General features: G+C 44.0%; 25 protein-coding genes and 1 pseudogene. 11 read left to right on the top strand and 15 right to left on the bottom strand.

Annotated features, from left to right (window positions below; translation table 11 throughout):
• Nucleotides 1-29: 29 nt before the first annotated feature.
• The 5 genes from ACFQ1X_RS12740 to ACFQ1X_RS12760 all read right to left on the bottom strand — a co-directional run bounded on the left by ACFQ1X_RS12740 (nucleotide 30) and on the right by ACFQ1X_RS12760 (nucleotide 5576).
• Nucleotides 30-686, bottom strand: a complete 657-nt coding sequence (locus ACFQ1X_RS12740) for a reverse transcriptase-like protein (RefSeq protein ID WP_144840694.1) — start codon at nucleotides 684-686, stop codon at nucleotides 30-32.
• A 145-nt stretch (nucleotides 687-831) separates the two neighbouring features.
• Nucleotides 832-993, bottom strand: a complete 162-nt coding sequence (locus tag ACFQ1X_RS12745) for a hypothetical protein (protein WP_379082833.1) — start codon at nucleotides 991-993, stop codon at nucleotides 832-834.
• Between the two features lie 6 nt (nucleotides 994-999).
• The gene (locus ACFQ1X_RS12750; RefSeq protein ID WP_144840695.1) at nucleotides 1000-2229 is read right to left on the bottom strand and encodes a helix-turn-helix domain-containing protein; all 1230 of its coding nucleotides are present in this window, start codon (nucleotides 2227-2229) and stop codon (nucleotides 1000-1002) included.
• Between the two features lie 86 nt (nucleotides 2230-2315).
• Nucleotides 2316-3572, bottom strand: a complete 1257-nt coding sequence (locus ACFQ1X_RS12755) for a S8 family peptidase (RefSeq protein WP_144840696.1) — start codon at nucleotides 3570-3572, stop codon at nucleotides 2316-2318.
• 567 nt (nucleotides 3573-4139) lie between these two features.
• Complete coding sequence (locus ACFQ1X_RS12760; RefSeq protein WP_379082837.1) at nucleotides 4140-5576, bottom strand: amidase; 1437 nt, start codon at nucleotides 5574-5576, stop codon at nucleotides 4140-4142.
• 445 nt (nucleotides 5577-6021) lie between these two features.
• Between ACFQ1X_RS12760 and cysK the strand changes: the two genes are divergently transcribed.
• Nucleotides 6022-6939 (top strand): cysteine synthase A, encoded by a 918-nt coding sequence (cysK, locus tag ACFQ1X_RS12765; RefSeq protein WP_144840697.1) that lies wholly within the window; start codon nucleotides 6022-6024, stop codon nucleotides 6937-6939.
• A gap of 93 nt (nucleotides 6940-7032) precedes the next feature.
• Here the strand turns inward: cysK and ACFQ1X_RS12770 are convergent, their stop codons facing one another.
• Nucleotides 7033-7317: a hypothetical protein gene (locus ACFQ1X_RS12770; RefSeq protein ID WP_144840698.1), complete on the bottom strand. Its 285-nt coding sequence runs from the start codon at nucleotides 7315-7317 to the stop codon at nucleotides 7033-7035.
• A gap of 397 nt (nucleotides 7318-7714) precedes the next feature.
• On the opposite strand from ACFQ1X_RS12770, the gene ACFQ1X_RS12775 reads away from it, so the two are divergent.
• Both ACFQ1X_RS12775 and ACFQ1X_RS12780 read left to right on the top strand, forming a co-directional pair.
• The gene (locus ACFQ1X_RS12775; RefSeq protein WP_144840699.1) at nucleotides 7715-8875 is read left to right on the top strand and encodes a CapA family protein; all 1161 of its coding nucleotides are present in this window, start codon (nucleotides 7715-7717) and stop codon (nucleotides 8873-8875) included.
• 16 nt (nucleotides 8876-8891) lie between these two features.
• The gene (locus ACFQ1X_RS12780; protein ID WP_144840700.1) at nucleotides 8892-9521 is read left to right on the top strand and encodes a GyrI-like domain-containing protein; all 630 of its coding nucleotides are present in this window, start codon (nucleotides 8892-8894) and stop codon (nucleotides 9519-9521) included.
• A gap of 502 nt (nucleotides 9522-10023) precedes the next feature.
• Here ACFQ1X_RS12780 and ACFQ1X_RS12785 read toward each other — a convergent pair.
• Nucleotides 10024-10890, bottom strand: coding sequence for a YitT family protein (locus ACFQ1X_RS12785; RefSeq protein ID WP_144840701.1), 867 nt, complete (start codon nucleotides 10888-10890; stop codon nucleotides 10024-10026).
• 403 nt (nucleotides 10891-11293) lie between these two features.
• On the opposite strand from ACFQ1X_RS12785, the gene ACFQ1X_RS12790 reads away from it, so the two are divergent.
• The gene (locus ACFQ1X_RS12790; RefSeq protein ID WP_144840702.1) at nucleotides 11294-12511 is read left to right on the top strand and encodes an EAL domain-containing protein; all 1218 of its coding nucleotides are present in this window, start codon (nucleotides 11294-11296) and stop codon (nucleotides 12509-12511) included.
• Between the two features lie 443 nt (nucleotides 12512-12954).
• Here ACFQ1X_RS12790 and ACFQ1X_RS12795 read toward each other — a convergent pair whose 3' ends face one another.
• Entirely contained in the window at nucleotides 12955-14160 is a 1206-nt protein-coding gene (locus ACFQ1X_RS12795; protein ID WP_379082921.1) for a M14 family zinc carboxypeptidase, read from the bottom strand.
• Nucleotides 14161-14499: 339 nt separating this feature from the next.
• Between ACFQ1X_RS12795 and ACFQ1X_RS12800 the strand changes: the two genes are divergently transcribed.
• The gene (locus tag ACFQ1X_RS12800) at nucleotides 14500-15354 is read left to right on the top strand and encodes a GNAT family N-acetyltransferase (RefSeq protein WP_379082843.1); all 855 of its coding nucleotides are present in this window, start codon (nucleotides 14500-14502) and stop codon (nucleotides 15352-15354) included.
• Nucleotides 15355-15423: 69 nt separating this feature from the next.
• Here ACFQ1X_RS12800 and ACFQ1X_RS12805 read toward each other — a convergent pair whose 3' ends face one another.
• Genes ACFQ1X_RS12805 through ACFQ1X_RS12815 form a run of 3 tightly spaced genes read right to left on the bottom strand, consistent with a single transcriptional unit; the run spans nucleotide 15424 to nucleotide 18785 of the window.
• Complete coding sequence (locus ACFQ1X_RS12805; RefSeq protein ID WP_144840704.1) at nucleotides 15424-16482, bottom strand: Gfo/Idh/MocA family protein; 1059 nt, start codon at nucleotides 16480-16482, stop codon at nucleotides 15424-15426.
• Between the two features lie 10 nt (nucleotides 16483-16492).
• Nucleotides 16493-17467, bottom strand: a complete 975-nt coding sequence (locus ACFQ1X_RS12810) for an ABC transporter permease (protein ID WP_379082847.1) — start codon at nucleotides 17465-17467, stop codon at nucleotides 16493-16495.
• Nucleotides 17460-18785: a sugar ABC transporter ATP-binding protein gene (locus ACFQ1X_RS12815; protein ID WP_379082850.1), complete on the bottom strand. Its 1326-nt coding sequence runs from the start codon at nucleotides 18783-18785 to the stop codon at nucleotides 17460-17462. Before ACFQ1X_RS12815 ends, ACFQ1X_RS12810 begins: the two co-directional genes overlap by 8 nt.
• On the opposite strand from ACFQ1X_RS12815, the pseudogene ACFQ1X_RS12820 reads away from it, so the two are divergent.
• Nucleotides 18718-19524: pseudogene (locus tag ACFQ1X_RS12820) on the top strand (sugar phosphate isomerase/epimerase family protein); the annotation flags it as partial. The gene ACFQ1X_RS12815 and the pseudogene ACFQ1X_RS12820 sit on opposite strands and share 68 nt — an antisense overlap.
• 98 nt (nucleotides 19525-19622) lie before the next feature.
• On the opposite strand, the gene ACFQ1X_RS12825 reads toward ACFQ1X_RS12820, so the two are convergent.
• From ACFQ1X_RS12825 to ACFQ1X_RS12835, 3 genes are all read right to left on the bottom strand, one after another.
• A complete protein-coding gene (locus tag ACFQ1X_RS12825; RefSeq protein WP_144840707.1) occupies nucleotides 19623-20420 on the bottom strand; it encodes an SDR family NAD(P)-dependent oxidoreductase in 798 nt (265 codons plus the stop codon).
• Nucleotides 20421-20616: 196 nt separating this feature from the next.
• The gene (locus ACFQ1X_RS12830; RefSeq protein WP_144840708.1) at nucleotides 20617-21108 is read right to left on the bottom strand and encodes a hypothetical protein; all 492 of its coding nucleotides are present in this window, start codon (nucleotides 21106-21108) and stop codon (nucleotides 20617-20619) included.
• Between the two features lie 99 nt (nucleotides 21109-21207).
• Nucleotides 21208-21396 carry a hypothetical protein gene (locus tag ACFQ1X_RS12835; protein ID WP_144840709.1) on the bottom strand — a complete coding sequence of 63 codons (189 nt, stop codon included), beginning with the start codon at nucleotides 21394-21396 and terminating at the stop codon, nucleotides 21208-21210.
• A 150-nt stretch (nucleotides 21397-21546) separates the two neighbouring features.
• Between ACFQ1X_RS12835 and ACFQ1X_RS12840 the strand changes: the two genes are divergently transcribed.
• From ACFQ1X_RS12840 to msrB, 4 genes are all read left to right on the top strand, one after another.
• On the top strand, nucleotides 21547-22284 hold the full coding sequence (locus ACFQ1X_RS12840) for a hypothetical protein (RefSeq protein ID WP_144840710.1): 738 nt from the start codon (nucleotides 21547-21549) through the stop codon (nucleotides 22282-22284).
• 89 nt (nucleotides 22285-22373) lie between these two features.
• Complete coding sequence (locus tag ACFQ1X_RS12845; protein WP_379082855.1) at nucleotides 22374-22886, top strand: NUDIX hydrolase; 513 nt, start codon at nucleotides 22374-22376, stop codon at nucleotides 22884-22886.
• Between the two features lie 205 nt (nucleotides 22887-23091).
• The gene (locus tag ACFQ1X_RS12850; RefSeq protein ID WP_144840712.1) at nucleotides 23092-23616 is read left to right on the top strand and encodes a TlpA family protein disulfide reductase; all 525 of its coding nucleotides are present in this window, start codon (nucleotides 23092-23094) and stop codon (nucleotides 23614-23616) included.
• A 20-nt stretch (nucleotides 23617-23636) separates the two neighbouring features.
• Nucleotides 23637-24794, top strand: coding sequence for a peptide-methionine (R)-S-oxide reductase MsrB (gene msrB, locus ACFQ1X_RS12855; protein WP_144840713.1), 1158 nt, complete (start codon nucleotides 23637-23639; stop codon nucleotides 24792-24794).
• Nucleotides 24795-24871: 77 nt separating this feature from the next.
• Here msrB and ACFQ1X_RS12860 read toward each other — a convergent pair whose 3' ends face one another.
• Nucleotides 24872-25375, bottom strand: a complete 504-nt coding sequence (locus tag ACFQ1X_RS12860; RefSeq protein ID WP_144840714.1) for a VOC family protein — start codon at nucleotides 25373-25375, stop codon at nucleotides 24872-24874.
• 259 nt (nucleotides 25376-25634) lie between these two features.
• Between ACFQ1X_RS12860 and ACFQ1X_RS12865 the strand changes: the two genes are divergently transcribed.
• Nucleotides 25635-26645, top strand: coding sequence for an STAS domain-containing protein (locus tag ACFQ1X_RS12865; protein WP_144840715.1), 1011 nt, complete (start codon nucleotides 25635-25637; stop codon nucleotides 26643-26645).
• The last annotated feature ends 49 nt before the right edge of the window (nucleotides 26646-26694 follow it).

Here is a 26694-nt window from a genome sequence, read left to right on the forward strand (position 1 = left end):
CTCTCTTGCCTGTATCCATAAAATTTATTTTATATGTTGCTTGTTCCAGTTATTTCGATTCCGTTTAACGCTTGACCTGCCAGCCTGTCCGCTTCAAAATTTTCTTTGCGTGGAATAAGTTCGAATTCCGGCTGTATGCCCAGTTGGGCAAGTTTCGCTTCTATCCTGTCTGCCCAGCGGATCAATTCTTTTTCGATAACCGGCCATTCCCCGCTCATGCCATTAATGACTATCTTTGAATCTCCAATGAAACGAACCGGCATGTTTTTCACTTCAAGATATTCCAGCTCCTGTACGCAAAGGTGAAGCGCCGCATATTCTGCTTCATTGTTTGAAATCATTCCATCAATTTGCGCATTTTGCCTGAGGCGATATGATTTTCCATTTTGGCTGTAATAAATGACGCAGCCCAGGCCCGATTTTCTGTTTTCCACATCAAATCCCCCATCAAAAAAGACCGTAATATCGTGCGGTTCCGTTTCGATACTTTTTAAATATGCCTTCATTTCTTTCATGGTCCATACACTGTCATCAAAAACATCGATAAACAGGAGCTCACTGACCCTGTTCGTGCGTTCCGCATCTTCGGCAATCTGGACACTTTGAGCTGCAGGCATCTCATCTGAACGGAAAACCGTTTCAATGCCTTTGGCAGATCGATACTTCCATTCGAGCCTGACTTTCATTCGTGTGCCTCCTTTTTATCCTGCCTATATCTACATTATTGCCGGTTTCCGGTAACGTAAACAAATTGCCGGGGGGCTGTTTCGGCTTTTTTTCAAACAAAAAAGCTCCAGGCCTAAGCCGGGAGCTTTGGAACAGCCCTCTATTTCACAGGGGGGGTAAAATAGTCGGGATTGAGCTTTGCTGCACATTGCCAGAAGCGATAATAGTTTCCTGATTATCCACTTGATTGGACATTGGTGCCCATGACCCCATCACCACTATGGCTGCAGCCAATCCTGTCAATAAAATCAATTTCGCTTTATTCATAAAAAATCATCCTCCATTTCTATCGTAATAGGATTGAAAATACATCGCCTTTTCCCATTGTTGCTCCTGCTGAAAATAATCAGCGAGTTCAAGGGCGATTTTCTTACTTTCTCTTATATAACCATGTTTTCTGAAAAATGGGAACATTTTTTCTTCTGAATAAACCAAAAGGTCTGGTTGGGAAAAGTTTCGCTTTTCGAAATAGTTTAAGTATAAAAGGAAATACTCATCTTCCGGCCCTTCAGATAAATTCCGCAGTTCCCGAACGTAAGCCCATGCATCAGCTCCAATTTCCACTGCGGTTTCAATCAGGCTGACCAGCACAGCTTTGTAAAAATACGTATCATTGGAAAGTATGTCATGCAATTCCGTCAGCAGATCGAATGCCTGATTGTGATCATTTCTTGTTTTCAGCAATTCGGCAAAATTATACAAAGTCTGATTGTATAATTCTTTCTGGTCTGTCAATCGTGTGTTGCGCTTCAATACTTCGAATATACCTGCCGCCTGCACCAGCAAATTACGTCTCATGTAATTGATTGCCAGCAACAATTGGGCATGCAGCAGGCGGATGTAATTGTAGTTGAGCCTGAAATATTGCACTGATAATTCAGCGTAATGGGCAGACAGCTCATATTGCTCGTGCATGATCAGCAACCGTGCCTTCTGGTAATAAAATTCCCCTTCAAATTTTTGGGGAATGCTTTGGATGCCGTTGTCCAGGGAGTTGACGCATTCCATCGCCAACTCTTTTCTATTGATAAGAGTAAAGTAAAGCGACAAAAATAGCTTATGCATCCATGCCTCTGATTCCGTAAAGGAATTTTTCATGCGTTCCAACAACTCTTTTTGCCGATCTGCCTTGCATTGATCCTGTATGTATAAATAATAGCGAAATTTGTACAACTCATACCGATTTACCAGGTCGGTAGACTGCATATAATCATCATCCTGCTGAAGCTTGACGTACTGCTCCTCCATTTTTTTAAGGTCGTAATGCAAAGAACAGGCAATGAAATCCTGCAACTGCCTTTCCATCCGGTCTCTTTTCACCAGTTCCTTTTTCCATTGAACCCCCATTTTTGCAAGGAGAGCTTCCATTGTCGATTCATGAGGGGTATATGTATTGGACTCGATTTTGCTGAGGTGTGAAATGGAACAGATGCCGTCAGCCAATTGCGATTGGGTCAAATTGTTTTTTGAACGATAATATTTAATTACGGACCCGATATTCATGGCCTCACCCCTTTTCAGATTAATTAAATAATACCATAGAAAAAAGCTCCGGCGAAACACCGGAGCTGCCATTGCTGCTGGGTTTATTATTGTACTGTAGCAAACCCGAATCCTGACGCATAATCATCGCCGTATCCAGCACCAGAGCCGGAAACGATATCGTTTTCATATGCGCGGTATTGCAATTCCCCTCGCACGTCAACATTTGAAGCCGACGGATATTGCGCCCAGATTTTTGCGGCCAAACCGGCTGTGTGCGGTGAAGCCATAGAAGTTCCACTGATTGTTGCATAACCTCCGTCGTACCAGGTAGAATAGACCGCTGCGCCTGGTGCCGACACTTCCACATCACCTTTTTGGATTACATAGTCCCCATCAGTCCGGTTGTAACCTCGTGAAGAGAAATCAGCAACCCGATAAGTACCATTTTGAATTGTGTTTTCAAGAGCTGCGACTGCAACTGCATTGACCAAAGCGCCGGGATAGCCGATGGTCCCCTGTCTCCATCCGGAGTTGCCAGCTGCCGCGATGACAAGAACGCCTTTATTGTATGCATAATTGACTGCATTCGTAATCAGGCTGCTTTCTCCTGAAGAGCCCAGTGACATATTGATAACTACCTTTGTATTTAATGCGGAAGCCTGATCAGCTGCGTGGCGGATAGCCGCTGCGATGTCATCGGCATACCCCGAACCATCATCGCCTAAAACTTTATAAGCCCAAAGATCCGCATCCGGAGCAACTCCGTACACGCCATTTCCCGTGCCGCCATCAGCAAGTGCTGTACCAGCAACATGTGTTCCGTGTCCCTGGCGATCTGTACAACTATTATTTGTGAAAGTCGATCCTACAGTAAAGTCTTTACATTGTTCCAAGTTGTTACGGAGATCCGGATGATTGCTGTTTACTCCCGTGTCCAAAACTGCAATATTAACGCCGGCTCCACCACTTGTTTTGGTGATGCTGCTGTTATTATAGATAGCTTTGATGCCCCACGGTGCTGATTGTGAAGCTGCCATGGCACTGAACTTTGCTTCAGGTTGATCCGTTGCTGTGGCAATTTCTAATTCCGGAACTTTTTCCACAGTTATATTTTTATTTTTCTGCAAGGCGTTGAATTGCTTTTCATTCATATCGGTTGTAAACCCTTCACCAGCGAATTCCCGGTGTGTACCGTATTGCTGTTTTGCGTTCTTCAGGTTTTTCTGATTGGCTGAGTCAACCAGTACCCGGAATTTTTCGTCTCCATTGTCATTGCCTGCATTTGCGCTTACCCCTACTGAAGGTAACACCAAAGCAATTGCCAGCATTGCGGTTGTGAAAATCTTTCCTGATCTCTTCATACATCAATCTCCTTTCCCCAAAAGTTTTATGGCAATAAATCCTGGAGCCGCGGCGTCCCGCTATGCTCTGCCACACATTTAACGTTACCAGAGGATTTACTGAAGCGTAATTGGGAAAAAAATGTAGAATTATTACTTTTATGAAACATCGGGAAAAATAAATAGGCATAAAGACTTTGTTTGCTTCATTTAAAGTCACCGTCATGTTTTATTAATATTTTTCGCATGAAATTGGCATGTAAAATCCTTTTGCCGGGCCAGATGCGAGTTATTCGAAAATCCTTAGTGACTTTGATACAGTGATAAAGTATGAAATATTATTCTGAAAAATTATTCAAAATAAGCATCCCTTTCACTATTCGACAAAATTCAGGAGGCCAACTTTGAAGAACGCTTTAATTATTTATTTGATTGGTGCATTAATACTCGCCGTAATCGGAATCTACTCATTTGTTCAAATTTTTGCGTCTTAGCGCAAGGCCCGCCTGTAGCACCTGGATTGAAACAACTGATAGCTCCTTAAAACCTAAAAACCTGTCCTTCACATTGAAGGACAGGTTTTTATCGTTATAAGATCGCTCGTTTATAAGATCCAAAATGTTGCTCCAGCCACTCCCCCATTTGGAACAAGGCTTCTTCATTGCCATTACTGCTGATCAATTGGACTCCAATCGGCAGCCCTTTCTCATCAAAGCCGAGTGGAACTGTCAATGCCGGCAAGCCCCACGTGTTGGCATAGGCAACAAATGGCAGGTACTGCCGGAAAGTTTTACGAATAGAAAATATCTCCCGGTAGACAACCCCGTGTCTCGGTGCCGTCTTGTGGTAGACCGGCATGATCAGAATCCGTTCTTTCAAATAATTCTCCAGGATATGATCGCCGTGCTGCAAAAATTCACGGATTTTCTCCAGTCGTTTTTCAGAAGGTTTAAAAAGGGCTCCGCCGATCAACGCCCAGGATAAATATCGATGGACTTCGGATGTTCCTCTGAATCGTTCTTTCATATAAGAACTGTAAAGATTCATCGACTTGCCGCCAAATGCTTCATTTCGTGTATTTGCAGCACCGTCAATAGACATGATTTCCTGCCATACTCCAGCCGAATCATCAAAATAGGGAGGTGCTTCGCGTTCGGTTTCAAAATCAATGGCACATTTTTGGGAGATTGAATCGATCAGCTTTGCGGTATGATCGGCTAATGGATAACCGGTATCCGGGAGGATGTTTAACATAAAGCTTTTGAGTGTTCTTGCGGGCGCAGGAACTTTTGCAACAATATTGTAAATCATCCTTGCGTCTTTGACACTTTTTGTAATCGGACCAATGCCCAGCATTCTGTATTGAAGTCCTTCTTTGACTTCGGGGTAACTCCCCGTTTGAGAGACTTGATCCCGGCCTGATTTAAAACCGACCACTCCGTTAAAGTGGCTTGGAAAACGGATGGAGCCGCCAATGTCCGAGCCAAGACCTGCAGCTGCTCCACCTGCTGCAATCAAGGCCCCTTCACCACCGCTCGATCCACCGGCTGTTCTGCGGAAGTCCCGCGGATTATTCGTACGGCCATAAAGTTTATTGACGGTTTCCTGGCAAAAACAAAGCTCCGGCGTATTGCTTTTGCCAAGAATGATTGCCCCTTCTGCCCGAAGTTTGTTTACCACTTCCGCATCCTGGTCCATTACATACTCTTTCCTTCTGATCAAACCACCGGTGGTCTTCATGCCGCGGACATGGAAAGCTTCCTTAATGCTTATGGGGACTCCGAATAATGCGCCGGATGCGTCGCCTTCTGCAAGCCTCTTATCAGCCAGGTCAGCTTCCAGAAGCGCTTGTTCAAAACGGTCTTCGACAAGGCAGTTTACGGAGTGATTAATGTTGTTCAGATGCTCTATATATATTTCCACCGCTTGACGGGATGTGATTTTCTTTTCCATTATTAACTGCGCCACACCCATGGCGTCCAAATCCAGAACCAGGGAATCCACCAACTCAGGGGTTTTTACCATTTTAAGCGCCTCCGATTCTTTTAATAGCTTTATTATACAATTATTTAACAAATAAAGGTATATTAATTATTCTATAGTCACTATTATTCTTTGCAGTATATAGGACTAATTCCTGCAACGCTATTTACAGTTAAGCCATAGGATTTGTCCGTAAAGCATACTTATACTACAATCGGAAGACATATAAGTTGAACAAATAATCTAAAGTAACCGATATTCCGCAAAACAGCTTCGCTTGCCTGGGGGCTTGCGCTGAGCTAACTCGGTCTCGTTTCACTTCGTCCGAGTGGATCTCACCACTTCGCTCGGTCCCCTGGGCGTCTGCGCTGTTTTGCTCCATATCTAAGCAACTCTCTCAGCTCCTAAGCGATTTATTGAGTTTAATTCTTTAGTTCAACTTAGATAGCTTAATGACACCAATTAACAGGAAAGGTTGTTACCATTCATGAAACCAGTGGACAATATAACAGATCTGATCGGCGATACGCCGGTCGTAAAATTAAATCGCATCGTCCCCGAAGGCGCTGCAGATGTATATGTAAAATTAGAGATGTTCAATCCATCGAAAAGTGTCAAAGACCGTGCTGCCTTTAATATGATCAAGAGCGCAGAGGAACAGGGCATCATAGGAGAAGGTGCAACAATTATTGAACCCACCAGCGGCAATACCGGCATCGGACTTGCTATGGTGGCCGCTGCCAAAGGCTATCACGCCATTTTGGTGCTGCCCGACAACGCAACAAAAGAACGCATTAACCTGTTAAAAGCGTTTGGTGCAGAAGTGGTTCTGACGCCTGACCACGAAAAAATGCCCGGTGCCATAAAAAAAGCGCTGGAGCTGCAAGCTGGAATACCGAACAGTTTTATTCCCCAGCAATTTGAAAACCCATCGAATCCCGATATTCACCGGGTGACGACTGCTGTTGAAATTCTCGAACAGATGGATGGCAAGCTGGACGCTTTTGTCGCTTCCGCAGGAACCGGCGGCACCATTACCGGTACAGGCGAAGCTTTAAAGGAAAAATTACCCGAGCTGTTCGTGGCCGTTGTTGAACCAAAAGGCTCTCCAGTACTGTCAGGCGGAAAACCGGGGAAACACAAATTGGTAGGCACCAGCCCCGGATTTATTCCGGATATTCTCAACACGGAAATTTATGATGAAATTTTCGCCATCGAAGATGAGGATGCTCTCAATATTTTCCGCAGAGTTGCAAGAGAAGAGGGGGTCTTTGTCGGCCCATCTGCAGGCGCCACCATTTACGCCGCAATTGAAATTGCCAAAAGATTGGGCAAAGGGAAAAAAGTGCTGTGCATCGCTCCGGATACCGGCGAACGTTACCTCAGTATGAATCTGTTTGAGTAGGCTCTATTAAAAAGAAATAGTAAATGCCGAAACCTTTGCAGGTTTCGGCATTTTTATCGTCTTAAAACCTATGCATTACTACTGTTTGAAAGCTTAAGGCGCTGTGATGAACTTTACATGTTCATAGGTCAGAAGCTTTTTGAACTTCGCTTTTTCGTCATCATCATCTTTAAGAAGTTTGTCCACATTACTGTTCAAAGCAAGGTAACGGATCACCGTACGGTTATTCCAGATGAGGTGGTTATAGCGAAAATCATCTTCCAGTTCTGCAAACCATCGTTCGTTCTTCAGAACCTTCACATTCTTCTCCAGTCTCTTTTGCGGAGTGACGAAATATGAAAAAACATATGCGATTACTTCCAAAATAATTTCCACCATTCCCTCACTCCCGAGCCCATCAAATTTTTGTTCTAATTCCAAAATATATTATTTAATTTCAGTATACTTGATTTTCTAAAAAATGGAATGAATACCCCTAAATTATTTCTTTCTTAATATTATTATCCATAAAAATAAAATTACGCTTTAAAAAATAAAACTGACAAGTTAAAATTTCATCCAAATATTAATACTTTTATCTTTTAGCAATATAGTTTTTATCCATTATTTACAATAATGAAATATAAATTTATATAATATGAACTAGTAAATAGACACCCGTTATTGTATCATATTAATAACAATCAACTTAATTCACAATTTTTTGTCTTTTTTCATTATTGCATCCAATTCTTCCTGACTTTGTAACTATTACATTACCTGGAGGGCGGTCCTAATGAATCCATTCCGTTCATTTGTCTTTTTCGTGCTCATACTGCTTTCCGCTCTTCTTATGGCGGGATGTGCAGTTAGTCAAGTTCCAACAGTCCTTATCATGGAAGATTTGGAATTTGAAACCCGGAATTATACGCTGGGACAAGTGGAGTTTTCCCGGACACGAACAGCGACCCTGTCTGCAGTTGGTGACATTTTGCTCCACGGCACTGTTTATAATTCTGCCAAAACTCCAGATGGTTATGATTTTGGTCCAATGTTCGAAAAAATTAAACCCTATTTGGAACAGGCTGATATTACGGTTGCCAATTCCGAGAGCATCATGGGTGGATCCGGTATCGGTGTGTCGACCTATCCATCCTTTAACAGCCCCTTTGAAATTGGCGATACATTGAAGGATGTCGGGGTTGATGTCGTTGCAATGGCCAATAATCACACGCTTGACAGAGGCGTAAGGGCAATTGAAAATGCCATCAATCGCTGGGACCAAATCGGTATGAAGCGTACGGGTTCGTATTTATCTGCAGAAGAGCGGGATCAGCTGACGCTGATGACTGCAAACGATATCACATTTTCATTTCTTGCCTATACCTATGCCACGAACGGTGTACCCACTCCTGCCGGGAGAGATTACCTGGTAAATCGGATCGATAAGGATTTGATCAAAGCAGACCTGCAACGTGCAAAGGAGCATTCAGAAGTAGTGGTGCTGAATCTGCACTTCGGTGAAGAGTACCAGCACATGCCCAATGAGCAACAGATTGAACTGGCACATTTCGCAGCAGAGAACGGAGCGGATCTCATACTGGGCCATCATCCGCATGTATTGCAGCCGCCTGCCTGGATTGAGACAACTGACGGCCGGAAAGTCTACGTCATTTATTCCCTGGGCAATTTCCTGTCCGGCCAAAACAAAGTGCCTCGCCAAATAGGAACCATTGCCACAATCACTGTGGAAAAGACCGTCGGATCCGGATCTGCTCATATCGAGTTAAAAGATCCTTCGTTCACTAACACTTTTGTAAAAAATAAAAATTACAGTTGGTTTAAAATTGATTTATTGGAAAATGTCCACCCTGAATTGAACGCCAAAGCAAAAACACATTTAACTTCATGGATCAGTGATTTGGAGTTCATCGACCAGTCTTTACACTCACAATAAAAGACAGGAGGATTTTATGAAGCATGAATGGCGGAAAGCCGAAAAGGAATTATATTTGCCACCTACTTCCCCTGTTTTGATCGAGGTCCCTAAACAGCGATTTTTTGCAATCCAGGGCAAAGGCGATCCGAATGAGGCGGATTTTGCCAAGCGGATAGAAGTTCTTTATTCCCTAGCTTATACGATTCGCATGATGCCAAAAAACGGTTTCATTCCTCCCGGCTACTATGAATACACAGTTTATCCGCTGGAAGCTGTGTGGAGCCTGACCGAAAAAGGACAAAAACTGAATACCCTTGATAAAAGTGAACTATTGTATACGTTGATGATCCGACAGCCGGATTTTGCCGACAACGGCACCATACTGAAAGCATTTGAAATGGCTGGCCGTAAAAAGCATAATGAGCTGTTGAATGAAGTGGTGTTTGAAGAGTTTGAGGAAGGACTGGCTGTTCAGATTCTGCATGAAGGTCCCTTTGATGATGAACCGGCTTCGTTCGAAAAGATCGACCTCTTTTTGGAGGAAAACGACTTGCAGCGCAGCAGTAAAAAGCATAAAGAAATATATTTGAATGATTTTCGAAAAACGGCTCCCGCCAAACTGAAAACTGTACTCCGCTGTAAAGTGGAAAAGATCATGCTATAAAGAAAAGCCAAGTCACTCAACTTGGCTTTTCTTTAGCTGTCGAGAAACCGACAAGTTCTCCAATCATTTCGCTCTAGGCGGACGCTTTCCGCGGGGAGCGGCCTAAGCCTCCTCATTCGCTTCGCTCACTGCGGGGTCTCAGGCTCGCTCTGGTTCCCGCAGGAGTCGCCGCCTGACGCTTCATTCTGTTGTGTACAGCAGAATGAAAGTCTCCACTTTCTAGATTACAACACACTTAAACGTATATTCTTTTATAGAAAGTAATCTGAGATATGGAGCAAAACAGCGCAGACGCCCAGGGGAGCAGGCGAATGCCGACGAAGTGCAAGATCCACTCGGGCGAAGTGAAACGAGACCGAGTTAGCTCAGAACAAGCCCCCAGGCAAGCGAAGCTGTTTTGCGGAATATCGGTTTTAATGTTTCTTTCTCAACAAGCTGAAAAAAGCCAAGTCATTCGACTTGGCTTTTCTTTAGATTAATAGGCAAAAAAACGCTGCTGCATTTATGCAGAGCGGCCCTCCCCGGTCACGATGGGAGTTTTCTTGAAATTATCGTCTTTTCGGAAATTGCCCATGACTTCCATCGTCTCGTTGATACTGACGAATGCGTTAGGGTCAATGGATTTGATCAACGGGCGCACAAACGCCAATTCGTAACGGGAAATGACGGTATAAAGCACTTTTACTTTATTGCCTGAATAGGCCCCTTCCCCATCAGTAACTGTAATGCCGCGGTAAAGGCTTTCCAGCAATTTTGACTTCACTTCGTCGCCTTTGCCAGTGACAACCATCAGACTGAGCTTGATATGGCGTGTATGAATCCGGTCAACCACCAACCCCGTGATGTAAATCGACGCCATCGTATACATTGCAAGTTCCCAGTTAAAAATGAAACCTGAAATAAAAACGACGAGGCTGTTCAGCACAAATACCATAAAGCCCAGTGGAATGTCGCGTTTCATGGTCATCAATAATCCGACGACATCGAAACCGCCTGTTGAACCATAAAAACGGATAATGAAACCTACTCCGATTCCGACCAGCACCCCACCAAAAACAGATGATAATAATGCGTCTTCCGTCACTTTCATCACCGGAATATACAGCATAGAGACCGACGTGACGGCCACTGAGAAAATGCTGTTGGCGATGAACATTTTACCCAGCTTCATCCATCCGAGGATCAGTATCGGTATATTAAGGAGCAGCAGCCAAATCCCTGCATTGATCGGTGTCATCAAACTGAAGATCATGGCAACACCGGTTATTCCTCCTGATAAAATTCCATGTGGCAATAAAAGCATATTAAATGCAAATCCGAGCAATACTGATCCCGCAAAAATGATCAGCCAGCTATAAACTTTATCCATGCAAATTCCTCGTTCCTTTATTATTCTAATATTTAATGGTGGCCACGAAAAAAAAGCCACGCAGATGCATTCGGCTTTTTATGAAAGAGAATGATACTGTTGCCCACTTCTGGCACAATGTTTCAAATTATAGGGGATAGACGGTCCCATTTGCAAGCTTTATCGTTCAAGTTTCTTTACCTTTTCCGACGAATTCTCAACTATCGTTATCCAGCTGTGGATCCTTGCTGACAAACAGCTTATAGTCGGAATATTGAAGGATTTACAGATGAAGAAACAGAATAGGACATAGATAAAGAAAGCTTGTAAAACAAGGAGATCTGCCCACCGGATTTCAGCATTACTTATTGCACCCAATTTTGTTATTGAGTAAACATCTATAGAGCCAAAGGAGGCGAAAAGTTTGGATCCCTTGCTTGTTCTTGAAAACCCGGAAAATATAAAACCTGTATTCCAGCCGATTGTCAGTGCTGTGAAACATACTATTATCGGCTATGAAGTGCGGGGACGATTCAACTATCAGGATGAATGGCAGAGTCTCGGTGAATTTTTTCAAAATCCTGATGTTCCCGATGACTTTAAAATAGAAATTGATACCCACCTGTTGAGGATGGCCATGCAGAAAATGATGAAGCACGAAAATAAATGCAAACTTTTCCTTTATCGCGATGCCAAGCAATTATTGGCTGATGGAGGTGGTGAATTTATCGCTGTTCTTCAGGAATTTGAAGCAAAAGGTTTTTCACTCGACCGGATTGTGCTTGAAATTACAGAGCATGCATTTGAGGAAGACTTCGAATCCTTAAACCATCTTCTTCTATATTATAAAACCTTCGGCATCCAGATTGCCGTCGACCATATCGGGGCGAAAAGTTCGAATATAGACCGGATCCGCCAATTGAAACCGGACATCCTTAAAATTGATACCACAGTTATCCGTACCAACAGACCGGAAATTTTCCAGGATATCATCTATTCCCTGTCTTTGCTCGCTCGCCGTATCGGCGCAAAATTATTATATGAGCATATAGAAGATGAACATCAGCTCCACTTTGCCTGGAAGCATGGCGGGCATTATTATCAAGGCTATTATCTGGCGAAACCAGACTTCAGCCTTCTTTCCAATGGTTCACTGAAAGTCGATGTCAACGACAGCATCCAGAAATTCATAGATTCGGAAAAATCCCTGATTTTAAAATGCCTTGCCTACTCTTCGTCCTGTGATGAAATCCTGAAAAAGGTAGTTCCTAAATGGCATGGAATCGTACTGACAGATAATTTTTTTACATTGTTGACTAAGCCTTTTGATAAGGACAGCTTCAGGATGTATATCTGCAATGCCAATGGCCGGCAAATTTCTTCAAATTGTCAGAAACGAAATGGCTTATGGCAAATCGAATCTGAACACATGGATTCCAATTGGGCATTTCGCCCGTATTTCCTTGAAAATATCATGCGAATGAAAAAGTGGCCGCGAGGAATCCTATCAGATACCTATTCGGATATCGAGACCGGAGAAATCATTCGGACTTTCAGCTATCCCCTGTCTGAAGACAGCTTTCTGTTTATCGATATCAGCAGCGACTTCCTCTATGAAAATGATTATTTGCTTCGCCAGTGATTGGGAGTTTTCATTTTCCTTCAAAAAGGGTAATGGACATTATCATCCAAGAAGGTGGGATCATTATGCGCATGTCCTGTATGGGAAGTCTGATCATTTCAATCGTCCTGTCGATTATCTTGACGATTATATTGAACCTGCTGTTCTTTTAGAAGAAAGTCGATACTTTTTAATGCCACCTCTTCTTTAGGAGCGGTGGCATTTCGCATTTCAGTGCATCTCGCCGAGCATCAGTTCAGCATCTTTGGAAATATAATTGCATAATAGATTCCAGAAAGGGTGCGTCAAAGTGATTCCTATTTCCGTGTTTTCTTTTACCACATAACCGCTCCCTGCGTCTTTTTTATTTCTTTTTCCATACCTCTCACGAACTGGAATTAGTCATGAAAATTGACAGACAAAAAAAGCTGCCGGGCATGTGCCGGCAGCTCGTTGAATACAATTTAATTTGTTGGTCGGTAAGCAGTCAATGGGATATCTTCATAATCTTCCGGATCTAATTCCGCTACAGAACCGTCCGCTACACCTTCAATGATAGCAGAAAGTCCGCGTTCAACAGATTTGGACAATTGCCCTTTTTCTTTTTGGCCCATCATCTGTGTCTGGCCTCTTACTTCGAAGAGCACTGTTCCGCTGCCGTTCAAGGCATAAGAGCCAAGCGCAGTTCCTGGAAGATCAAGTCCCTGGGAATACAGCGAGACGTTCGTGAATTTCGAATCGCCATAGGACTGTAACTCATTATAAGCAAGCAAGTTCAGTTGGCGCGAGAAGTCATAGTCATACGTATCGGCGTATTCAGCGTAATCCGCACCTTCCGGAGAACTTGGATCCGGCACAAACTGAGCTGACAACGACAAGGTCACCGGATCGGATGTGCCGTCGACATAATACATTCCCTGGTGGTGAAGATCGACAAACACATCGACATTGCCGAACTCATCCTGCAAGGATTTATAAACATCGCGGGAAGTTTGCGATTCAGGGGTGATGAACCAGCCCGGCTGATTTGAAGCCCCTGGGAAGTCTTCTGCTTCCGGCACATAATCCAAGTCCGGATTGAAGTCACGGTTTACATCAAATCCCGGGTTGGCTGCATAATCATAGCTTTGGCTGACACCGCTGTCGAAATAATTCCACGAAGGCGATGCTCCTGAAAGTTGCGGATACGCATCAACGACATCAGACCACGTCATGCTGTTGCGGCGCTTATCCGCTTCTGATGCATCCGGATTCATCATCGGCATGAAAACGATCGTCACTTCTTCAAGAAGCTCTTTCGTCTGCTTGGAATTATTCGACAGGCTCTTCAGCAAATTAAGTACTGCCACAGTTCCCGTTTTTTCATTGCCATGGATTTCGCTTTGGATCAACAACACTTTATCGCCGGTCCCGACTCTTGCTGTGTAGATATCCAGGCCGTTAAAGGATTGTCCCGCTACTTCCACCTGAACGGTTCCCTTGCTTTTCGCTTCAAGCTGCAACAAAGTTTTTGTCAATTCCCCGTGATCGATGAAACCTGAAATTCCGTAATCGTGATGGTGTGTCTCGGGTTTCGCTTCATTCTCAACCGCATAGACCGGCATTGCCAATGCTGTACATAAACCTAGAACTCCCAAAGTACTTGTCCAATTCTTTTTCAATAAAACCATCTCCTTTTTATTGTTTTGGTCTATAAACATTTTCCAAATTTTCTCCCTGACCTCCCTCTGTTTTGTCTTAAGATTGAAATCAGCATAGCAAAGCAAAAATCAATTGTAAATATATTTTGAATTTTCAATTCTTTAGTAATAGTTTTTAATTTTTTTCCATTAATTCGCATGTCTAAAGGTGTATTACTTGCCAATTATTTCGACTCCCTAATTTATTTAATTCGTAGGTCGAAATAATTACACATCTATTATTCTGCTTTTCTCATTCTTTCTGAATGCGATTTGCAGATTTGGTGTTTATAATTAGAAGAAACAATGCGCAACAGGGAGTGTACTTCAATGGAAAAGCTGATCCGTGTTTTGACGAAAGAAGATTTGCCCAATTTAAAAGCAATGAAAACCGGAATCGAAGATGATTATGTCATCCGCGTTTTCGACCGTATTTCTTCCGGCAACAATAAACTTTTCGGGCTATTTGCAGATGACCAGTTAGTAAGCATCGGCGGTTTGACAATATTCGCGAAACAATATGCGATGCTCGGGCGCATGCGCAGCGACCTTCGTTTCCGCGGCAACGATTTTTCGACAACCCTCATGTCAAAAGTGCTTGAAGAAGCTTTTAACCTTCCGGGCATCAAATGGGTTGGGGCAAATACCCAGGAAGAAAACCTTCCTGCCCAGCGGGTTCTGAAGAAAATAGGTCTCACCGAGCGTTACATAAGCTACGGTGCAACTGCTGAAGAGATTACCCGATTGGTAAATGGCGGAACCGTCTGGCAGCGGCAGGACGATCTCAGCCGTAAAAAACAATGGCTCCAGCAACTTTTTGTAGATCCGGCTGCTGTATTTCCCTATGAATGCTATTACCCATTCCCCGCAACAGAGGGAATGTTTGAAGACAGCCAGATCGACCAGTGGAATTTCTTTGAAAACAAGGAAGGCGACCGGGTCCTTATAACGAAACGGGATTATAAGAAATACCATTATCTGCAGGCCGTCTATCCGTTCGACGATCTGATGGAGCAGCCTGGACTGTGGGAAACGATATCACTCGCACGCAAGGAACTTGCTGACGAAATTAATAAAGAAACCCATATATGGATGGATTTGACGAAACAACAGGCTGCCGCACTTCCCGACAACCACTCCTTCGTTCTGCCATCTCCATGGATTCTCTATGGCAAAGGCAGATAAACACGAAAAGAACCGGACATTTCCTGTTATCAGGAAATGTCCGGTTCTTTTCGTATGTTAATGAAATATTCAGGAGTAAAGGAGTGATTCTGTCTCGATTTTCACCACAGTGGCGGTTTCAGCCGCTTCTATGAGTCCAAGGATCACTTTCAATGAAAGAAGGGCATCTTCCCCTGTTACAAGCGGCGGCTGATCGAGCCGGATGCTGTCGATGAATGCATCAATCACACCGGTATTCGTCTGATTTTCATTGGTCTGGATACTTTCCAATTGATAATTGACCTTGACACCATCTTTTGTGAGAACTTCAATCTGGTACTCATCGCTGTTATAGATTTTTAAAATGCCTTTTTCACAATAAATTACCGTGCTATTATCTTCTTCCCCGTAATGCGTCCAGGAAAAACTGGCAGTGCCCAGACGCCCTTTTTTCGTTTTCAGGCTGCACACGATATTGTCGCATACTTCAATAGGCTGTCCGTTTTCATCCACCTTATCAAGCGCTCCCTGGAATGCGCTGACCAGCTCAATTTCATCGTCCAGCAAATAATGCAGCAAATCCAGCTTATGGATTCCAAGATCTCCCGCCACACCGAAACCTGAACGTTCTTTCTTGAAGAACCAGGTTGAGTTGGTTTTGTTGATACCCCATTGTTCAGGGCCAGAATGTCCAAAAGTCGTTCTGAAGGTGAGCACTTTTCCAAGTTCACCATTTTTGATAATTTCTTTCGCTTTTTGATGCGCCCGTGTAAATCGCTGGTTATGGTCCACCATCAATTTTTTGCCGGACTCCTTCTGCGCTGCAACAATTTCCTTCGCATGGTCAACAGTCAGCGAAATCGGCTTTTCACATAATACATGTTTTCCGCTCAACAAAGCTTTCGATGAAAAAATATGATGGTTTTCATTGGAAGAACAATCACTGATTGCAACGATATCCGGATCTTCGAACAGCTCTTCCACTGAATGGACAATGCTTCCGCCAAACAGTTCCACCAAGGCTTCCGACCGGTCAATATTTCGGTCATAAAAAACGATTTCATCCACATACGGATTCTCGGTATATTCTGGGGCGTGACGTAACTTTGTGATTGAACCACACCCGATGATCCCAACTTTCATACCCATATTATCCCTCCTATTCCCTCTTTTGGAAGACTACTGCAATAATGATGATCAGCCCTTTTACAAATCCCTGCAGATAAGGCGAAACGTTCATCAGGTTCATCATATTATTCAGGATGCCCAGAATAAGGACACCAAAAAGTGTGCCGATGATTTTCCCCCGGCCTCCTGTCATCCTGGTTCCGCCGATGATAACCGCTGCGATTGCATCCAGTTCATATTGAGATCCCGAACTTGACGAAGAAATCGAACTCAAGCGGGAAGTTTCAATGACGGCCGCAATCCCGACTAATGAACCGATCAATGTATAGACGCCGATTTTGATGCGGTCTACACGAATTGCTGAAAGCAAGGCAGCTTTTTCATTGCTTCCAAGTGCATAGACGTAACGGCCAAAACGGGTCTTATGCATCAGCACGTATACGCCAGCCGTCATAATCAGGAAAATGATGACCGGCACATCGAATATCCATAAGTCACTGTTTGAAATAGCTGTAAAACCTGCCACTTCGCCGGACACACTGCCTCCATCCGCGATATACAATGCAATTGACCTCGCCGCCGCCATCATACCAAGCGTTGCAATAAAGGAGGCGATCCTCCCTTTAGCCACCATCAACCCATTCAGGAACCCGGCGAATGAGCCGACCAACAGCGCGGTGAAGATACCAACGAGTATACTACCGGAGGCATTCAAAGCCAAAACTGAAATGACACCTGCAAGGGCAAGGACAGAACCGACAGATAAATCGATGCCACCTGATAGCATAACGACCGTCATTCCCATTGCAATGATGCCGATTATTGAAACTTGCATCAGGATATTCAACTGGTTATTCATATCCAAAAAGCGGGGACTTAAAATTGCAGATGCGATGAAAATGATCACAAACGCAATTATCACACTGTATTCAGACCATAGCCATGAGAGGCGTGTTTTTGTGGATGAAGTTTTTTCCTTATATTCTTTTGCATCGATATTAGCCAACTTTTTCCGCCTCCCTTTTCGAGCCAGTTGCATATTGCATGATCTCTTCCTCAGTTGCTTTTTTTCCATCAAAGCGGGCGGTAATTTCGCCATGATACATGACATTGATGGAATGGCAGATTTTGATTACTTCAGGTGCTTCTGAAGAGAGCACGATGACGGCTTTCCCCTCTTCAGACAGCGCTACAATTTCCTGGTAGATTTCCTGTTTGGCTCCAACGTCTATTCCCTGGGTTGGATTATCAAAGATCAGGATTTCCGTATTTGCTTCAAGCCATTTGGCAATCACCACTTTTTGCTGGTTGCCGCCGCTCAATTTATCAATCGTAATCTGTGGATTATGGACTTTAATATTCAGCACTTTTTTATAATGCTTGAATCTGTCCCTTTCCATACTGTCCCGGAGAAAACCCGTGGTTTCGAAATTCCCCATTGAGGCTAAACTCATATTTTGAATAACACTGAGATCTTTGATGATGGCATTTTCCTTGCGATTTTTTGGCACAAAACCGATACCAGCCTTTACAGCTTGTCGGGGATGATCTATTTTTATGGGCCGTCCATCTATCCTGATTTCTCCAGTGTATTTTTTTCGATAGCCAAAAATACTTTCAAAAAGTTCTGTTCGTCCATCACCCGCCAGACCTGTAAAGCCCAGGATTTCTCCTTTTCTCAAAGAAAAACTGATGTTTTTGAATAAGCCTTCACTCGACAGGTTTGTGACTTCCATTATTGCCGGTCCAAATGGATTGTCATGTACATAACGTTCCTGGGAAACGGCTTTGCCGACCATCATTTTTGTAATCGTTTCCGGGCTTTCCTGTTCCATACTGCCCGTTCCGACAACCACCCCATCCCGTAAAACCGTATAACTGTCACATACCGCCTTGATTTCTTTCAGTTTATGCGAAATGTAAATGATTGATACGCCGGAGTTCTTTAAACTTTTCATCAGTTCAAACAAGCGGTTCACTTCATGCTCCGCCAATGAGGTTGTAGGTTCGTCCATAATTATCAGACGGGATTTACGGAGTAATGCCTTTGCAATCTCAATTAATTGTTTATAGGAAGTGTCCAGCTTTCTGACATATTCTTTCGGGTCGACATCCACACCAAGTGTTGCGAGCACGTCATGTGTTTGTCTGCACATTTCTTCGACTTTCAGGAAACCGATTTTATTGCGGAGCTCCGATCCCAGGAACATATTCTCATAGACCGTTAAATCTGCAACGACATTCAGCTCCTGATGGATAAAGCGCTTTAAACAAAAGATCAGTGATTTCGGATTGACCATCAGTGCCTTAAGCTGCCACGCCAATCCGCTTCATCCACAAAAAAAGATTGCCGAAGAGGCGGATGAAATTTTTGATAAAACTCTCCGGCTGGCCTCTGAACTTGGGGTGCCGGTCGTCAATACTTTTTCCGGTTGCCCGGGGGACCATGAAAATGCCCTATATCCCAACTGGCCTGTGGCAGCGTGGCCGAATGACTTTCAGGAAATTCTGAAATGGCAATGGGAAGAAAAATTGATTCCTTATTGGAAGGAAAAAAATCATTTGGCTGAATCGTTGAATGTAAAGATCGGGCTTGAGCTGCACGGCGGTTTTTCTGTACATACGCCTGCCACCTTATTGAAGCTTAGACAAGCTTGCGGCAATGCGATTGGCGCCAATCTGGATCCGAGCCATATGTGGTGGCAGGGAATCGATCCCGTGGAAGCGATAAAAATACTCGGACGCGAAGATGCCATCCACCACTTCCATGCAAAAGATACGATTATTGATCCCGAAAATATGAATCGCAACGGTCTGACAGATATGACGGATTATTCCCAGATGCGCGACCGCGCCTGGTATTTCCGGACGGTCGGCTTTGGCCATGACCAGAAAACATGGGCAGACATTATCAGTACGCTGCGTTTATACGGCTATGATTATGTCGTCAGCATCGAGCACGAAGACGGATTGATGTCTGTTGATGAAGGATTTACAAAAGCCGTGGAAAACTTGAAGCCGGTTATGGTGAAGGAATCGGTCGGCGAAATGTGGTGGACTTAACCTAATAAATGAAAACAAGCTGCAAGCCCCCAAATTATAGGGCTTGCAGCTTGTTTCTATTAATCAAAATTTATTTCCAATGCCTTCAATACCAGCATTTACATCACGCTGCCTCCCGAAATCTTCACCGATTCCCCAACGATATTTCTTGCCGCATCAGTCAGTAGAAATGCGATCGTATTCGCTACTTCTTCCGGTGTCGAAATTCGGCCGGACGGAATAGTGGCCGCAGCTTCCTTCATACCTTCATCAAAAGAAATGCCATTTCGCTCCGCTTTTCTGCGAATGCTGCCCCTTGCCATTTCTGTATCAACATAGCCCGGGCATACCGCGTTGACACGAATGCCGTATTCAATCGCCTCGAGCGCCATCGATTGTGTCCAGCCCACCACCGCAAATTTACTCGCTGCGTAAGCTGTGTTGCCATGTGTCCCACGTAATCCTGACAGGCTCGCCAGGTTAACGATGTCACCTTCCCTCCGCTCCATCATTTTTCGGTAAATTTCCTGAGTCAGAAGAAAAGTGCTTTTATAGTTCAGGTTCATCAGCTTTTCAATAAATTCCTCGTCCAGTTCTTCCACTGTCCGCCCGCCTGCCACACCGGCTGAATTGACGAGGCCATTTATGAAACCATGTGCTTTCTCTGCATTGGTTATAAGCTTCAGCCTGTCTTCGTTGTTTGTCAGATTTGCAGGCTGGACCGAAATATTCTCCTCATCCGTTATTCTTCCCAACTCATCAGCCAGTGCGTTCAGTTTTTCTTCATTCCGCCCGGTAATCGTCACTTTCGCTCCCATGCCGGCCACCACTTTCGCCGTTTCAAAGCCGATGCCTCCCGTAGCACCTGTAATCAGTATGTGCTTATGCGCCAAAGCGTCTGTTGCGAATAAAGCCATTTTCCATTCTCCTCCCGCATATTTTTTATGCTTCTTTTCCCTTCTGAAAATGGACCAAACATGGAGTACGGCCATTTGTGCAAAAGCTCAAAGTAATCTTTCACATAAAAATCAGCAGCAAGATAAAAGGGATGCTCCTATGGAACATCCCCTTTTGTTTTATTGAAAACAGCAAAAAAGCTTAAAATGCTTTAACTTATTCCACCAGATTCCTCAATTCAGGGTTTTTCCTCAATTGTGCTTCTGACAGCACCTCCAACTCCCAATTATTCAAATCGACCACATCCTTCCGTCCATCATGGTGGACGATTGCATAGCCGTCATACGGTGTAGCTTCAATATCATCCACCACCATATTTTTCTTAGTATAATAATCCATGATCTTATTGCGGTTCTCAATCGACACGCTGCTGTCAGACGAGATTCGTAAAGCCTGGCGCCGTGCCATTTCGGGATCCTCGACAGGCCGCTCCGGTTCCCGCTGGTTGAACAGGCCCTGCATCAGTTTGATCACTTCGCCAAAACCGATCAATAACATGCCGAAAATGACTCCCTGCAATAAAATCTCGAATGCCGGACCGCCACCGAATTCATCGATTGCCATCAATGCTCTGAGAGCAAAGGCTGCAATCATTACTCCGCCCAATATTTGCAGCGACATAGCAATTGCATTGTCTTTTTTGGTCATTTCTCTTCCCCCTTCCTATTATTTTATTCGACAGAGTCCAGATCTAAAACTTCCAAATTTAAACAATAAAACCAGCTCCTGTAAGGGCCGGCTAGTGGATCAATTTTTTGTTTTTTTCTTTCTTTCCACTTCAGTGCGATAGACTAAATAAGCAACAGCCAACAAGCCGATGACGCCGAAAGTCATGGAAGCAGCATCATATTGCCCACTAAAAAAACTCCCCACCAGACTTGTAAACACCAATATTAATAATATCCAATGGCTGTACACACCAAGAAATTTCATCAATCGAAAACAACTGCCTTTCAATCGTTCTTCTATTCATCCAGTATATCCAATAAATTCTGGAAAGACCGTATTTTCTTTAAAATTCCTGCTAATATTTTCAGTTAAAAAGGGTATGCAAGATAAAGTGCATCAAAAAAGGGGGAATACCATATGTTCTGGGTGAGTCTGGCAGTCATTGTCGGTTTTGCAATTATCCACGTTTTTACAAACTATATTAAATTTCTCAGCAGGGAACCAAAAAACCGGCTTATGTCGCTGGTTTCCGGCGGATCCATCGCATATGTTTTCATGCATCTGGTGCCGGAGCTGACACATTACCAGGAAGTTGCTGAAAATGCCGATCTGCCACGCTGGATGGAAAATCTTGATTATGTAACCTATCTTGCCACTTTAGGGGGAATTGCATTCTTTTATGGCATCAACCAATTGAGCGAGAAATCTGAAGAACACAATAAAAGGAATAGAAATATGACACGTCCTAGCAAACATATTTTCACCCTCGAAATTTCAGCTTTTGCCATGTACAACATCCTGATCGGCTATCTGCTGGTCGAGCTGAGCGGTGAATCGGTCTTTGACTATATTATCTATTTCATCGTATTCTCATTTCATTTTATCGCCAATAACCGGATCCTTCATCTTACCCACGAAGATCTGTACACAAGAGCAGGCCGCTGGGTTTTAGCTGTTTCAGTTTTTATTGGCTGGCTGATTTATCAAATAACACCGACCAGCGACTTGGTTATTGCATTTTTCTCTGCTTTCCTTACCGGCGGTGTCATACTCAATATCATGAATGATGAATTGCCGGATGAAAAAAACAGCAGCTTTCCCACATTTCTGGCGGGACTGATCTTTATCGCTGTGCTGATGCAATTGATGCTTTGATCCATTTTGTGATTTTTCGAAATAAAAATCCCTTGCAGCTTTCCATTCAGTTTCCATTTTTATATAATCATCTAATGGGAGTGAAGCAGATGGAAATTTGGGATCTTTTTGATGGAAACAGGAATACGCTCGGTAAAACTCACCTTCGAGGCGTCGAATTGACTAAAGGTGAATATCATGTGGTGGTAGAGATATTCACGATTAATGCGGATGGCCGCATTTTATTAACCCAGCGTGATCCGGCAAAAACCTATCCACTTCTTTGGGAAATTACAGGTGGATCAGTCACTGCCAGCGAATCAAGCCTCCAAGGTGCTGCTCGTGAGCTCGAGGAAGAAACAGGACTGGTTGCGGCGCCGGAGCAATTAAAAAAAATCGGTGAAATAAAATACGGGCATTATTTCCGGGACAGCTATATTTGGAAATCACCGGAATTGATTGAAACTTCAACAATGAACCTGCAGCCGGGAGAAGTCTGCGGAGCGAAGCTGGTTACCTTCGAAGAGTTGCAGGAAATGGATGGCTTGGGTTTGACAGTGCCCAGTGTGCTGGAGCGATGCCAGCTGTATCATCAGGACCTGCAACAAATGATCCTTTTATGATATTATCTGCGCTTCCTTCCGGGGGGCGCTTTTTCAATGTTGAACTAACCGTTTCGAATTGCCCATTTACTCTTACACTGAGACAATTCAGTATGTTTCTCCACCTTTTCGCTATATGATATACGTACAGGCAGTAGGTTCTCTGTGTACTGTCAGCCCTAATTGTAAAACGCTTACACTTTCAAGTCGAAAAGGATGATTCCTAATGAAACGATACTTGGCTTTGCCGATTTTTATAACTCTTATACTGGTTCTCGCTGCCTGCTCAGGCGGCCAGACAGCTTCAACTGCCGAACAGTTGAATGATGGCAAAACTGCTCCTGAATTCAGTATGACAGATCTGCAGGGAGAGACTCACGCGCTTTCTGAATATGCCGGAGAAAAAGTCTACATTAAATTTTGGGCGTCGTGGTGTTCCATTTGTCTTTCCGGCATGAACGAATTGAACACACTTGCCGGTGAGGATCCGGAGTTTAACGTGTTGACCATCGTCTCACCGGGTTCGAATGCCGAAAAGAGCACCGAATCTTTCTCTAAATGGTTTGAAGGCGTCGACAACACATCAAATATTCAGGTTTTATTGGATGAAGGCGGCCCTGCCTTCGACGACTACGGTATCATCGGCTATCCGACATCCGTCTTTATCGGTACTGACGGCGTGCTGGTGAAAAGCCAGACCGGCCATATGAGCAATGAACAGATTTATGAAACTTTTGATACTATCCAATAATGGAAGGCGGTCGACTTGAAATGAAGTTCAAATTTCCAATGCTGCTGTTATTTCTACTGCTGCTGTTAGCTGCCTGTTCCTTGCCCGGAGCTTTAGAAAATTCGGATTCTGCATCACCTGCCGGATCTACTACCACCGGGATGACCGATGCACCGGATGCGCCAAACAAGTTCCCGGACAATCCGAATGACGATTTGGTGTTCGACACGGAAAACCTGGAAAGCATCTGGTTTGCCGGTGGTTGTTTCTGGGGAGTCGAAGCCTATATGGACCGCGTTTACGGCGTATATGACGTGACTTCCGGTTATGCGAACGGCAACACTGAAAACCCTGCCTACGAGGACGTTCTTTATAAAAACACAGGACACGCCGAAACGGTGCATGTCCAGTATGATCCGGAGCGCATCGACCTTGAAAGTCTCGTTTCACAATTCTTCATGATCATCGATCCGACTTTGCTGAATCAGCAGGGCAATGACAAAGGAACGATGTACCGTACTGCCGTCTTTTATGAAGATGAAGCAGAACGGGCAATCATCGATGGGATTGTGGCAGCTGAAGCTGAGCGTTACGACAAGCCGATCGTGACAGAAGTCGAACCTTTGGAACATTATTACCTGGCAGAGGAATACCACCAGGATTATCTAGAAAAAAATCCGGATGGCTATTGCCACATCGAATTTGATTCCCTTGAAGACCAGGAGATTCCTGCACTGATCGACCCCGCGGATTATCCGAAACCAAGTGATGAAGAGTTGAAAGCGAAATTGACGGAAGCACAATATAATGTCACACAAAAAGATGACACCGAAACCGCTTATTCCAATGAATACTGGGACAATTACGAACCCGGAATCTATGTGGATGTCGCAACAGGTGAACCGCTGTTTTCTTCTGCTGATAAATACGATTCAAAATGTGGCTGGCCGAGCTTCACGAAGCCTATCGAACCCGGTGTCGTGACCGAACACCTTGATACCACCTTCAATATGATGCGCACTGAAGTCCGCAGCCGCTCCGGTGACAGCCACCTCGGCCATGTTTTCGAAGACGGCCCAAAAGACAGAGGCGGCCTGCGCTATTGCATTAACAGCGCCTCGATCCTGTTCATTCCGGCTGAAGAAATGGAAGCACAGGGATATGATTATCTCAGCAACTTGGTGGAACAGGAAAGTTAATCGGATAGAGACAATGAAAGCGGCACCTTCCCCATCGGAAGATGCCGCTTTTTACTGTTCACCATCAATTCTCTAGTCTATTCCCCGACATAAGCTCTCCTTAATTCGTTGAGGTCCAGCTTTTTCATCTGCAACAGGGAGTTCATCACACGGCTGACTTTTTCCTTGTCGCCGTCCTGCATCATATCATCAAGTTCGATTGGCACCACTTGCCAGGATATACCGAATTTATCTTTCAGCCAGCCGCAAACTTGCGCTGATTCATCCCCGCCTTCGCTCAATTTCTCCCAATAATAATCTACTTCCTCCTGTGAGTCGCAATTAACGATAAAAGAAATGGCTTCGTTGAATTTGAAATCGCCCCCTCCATTCAAAGCGAGATATTGCTGGTCTTCGAGCTGGAATTCAATTGTCATTACAGCTCCTTCTTCCATTCCATGAAACTCCTTGCCGTCGCCGGTATAACGGGTAGTTCGTCCAATACGAGCATCTTTGAATATTGAAAAATAATGATTTACCGCTTCTTCCGCATTTCCGTTGAACCAAAAGTTTGGCGTAATCCTTTGAATCTTCCTTTCCATATTCCTGTGCCTCCTCCGTTTTGTCATGCTGATGAACAACTTGCGACAGTTTCATTCCTACAGTTTATTCGACGCTCAAGATTTAAGTACCTTTATTCAATTAAACAGAGATCTTTTTCATAAGAAGATTTTTCTCATACAGTGTGCATACTTCCAGATCTTTTTGGGAATAAGATACAGTATTAATATATTTGTGTAATATACTTGCTCTTAATGCCGTATAAATGGGAAATATCAGCATATCGGAGGATCAAAAATTATGAAAAAGCAGATTACTGTTGGTGATGTGGAATTAAAATGGGATTTGGAAACCGGTGAAGTATTGTTTGAAGATGGAGACGTTGTGCTGTTTTGGATTTCGGCAATGGAAACGTTTTTTGATTCGATTCGGGAAATTTCAGGTACTGAAGCCACTAAACTCGTTTTGGAGACTACCGGTTTCCGGCAGGGAGTCATAGTCGGGGAAGGGTTTCTCGACAGAAAAAAAATCAACACTTCAAACGTGGTGGAATGGCTGTCCAATACATATGCGCCCGCTGGCTGGGGCAAAGTGAAAATTGTCGAGATGGATGAAGAAGCCAAGAATTTCACCCTCCACATCCAGGATGATTGGGAATACAAAATGAACCTTCGTAAACAAAAGGGCCTGGAAGGAATTTTCGTACCCTCCCATTATGCCGGCGTATTGACGGGCCTCTTTGGCACCAACTTCTGGTACACAGTCATTCAGTATCAAAATGACGAGACTCCTTACAGCATAGTTGAATATTATCCGTCTGATGTTACAGTGCAATCCAATATCCACGAAATGTCCAGAAAGCAGGAAGCGATGCAGATCAAAGAGCTTGAACGCAGGGTGGATGAAAAGACAAAAATGCTGCAAAGCCTTGTGAAAGAGCTTTCTTCTCCAATTATTCCGGTATTGGAAAAAATTGTTGTGGTGCCGATGATCGGCAGTTATGACGAAGACCGCTCGGAAGATTTGATTTACAATACATTGAGCGAATTACCGAAACTCCAGGCTCAATATCTCCTCCTCGACCTAACGGGACTGCATAAACACATTTCTGAACATACGGCCATGCTTATCGACAAACTGGGAGCTGCCGCCCGCCTCCTCGGCATCGAAACCATACTCGTCGGCGTATCGCCGGAGCTTGCGATGGTGATCATCCAATCGAAAAGCAATCTTCGAAAATTCGAATGTCTTCAAAGCCTCCAGCACGGAGTCTATTATGCACTCGGCAAGAGTGGCAGGGAAATCACATAATTATTTTCATACTTGTTTTTTCAAACAAAACAAACACCACCCCAGTAAA

This window comes from Metaplanococcus flavidus (assembly GCF_042675885.1).
GTDB lineage: Bacteria > Bacillota > Bacilli > Bacillales_A > Planococcaceae > Planococcus > Planococcus flavidus.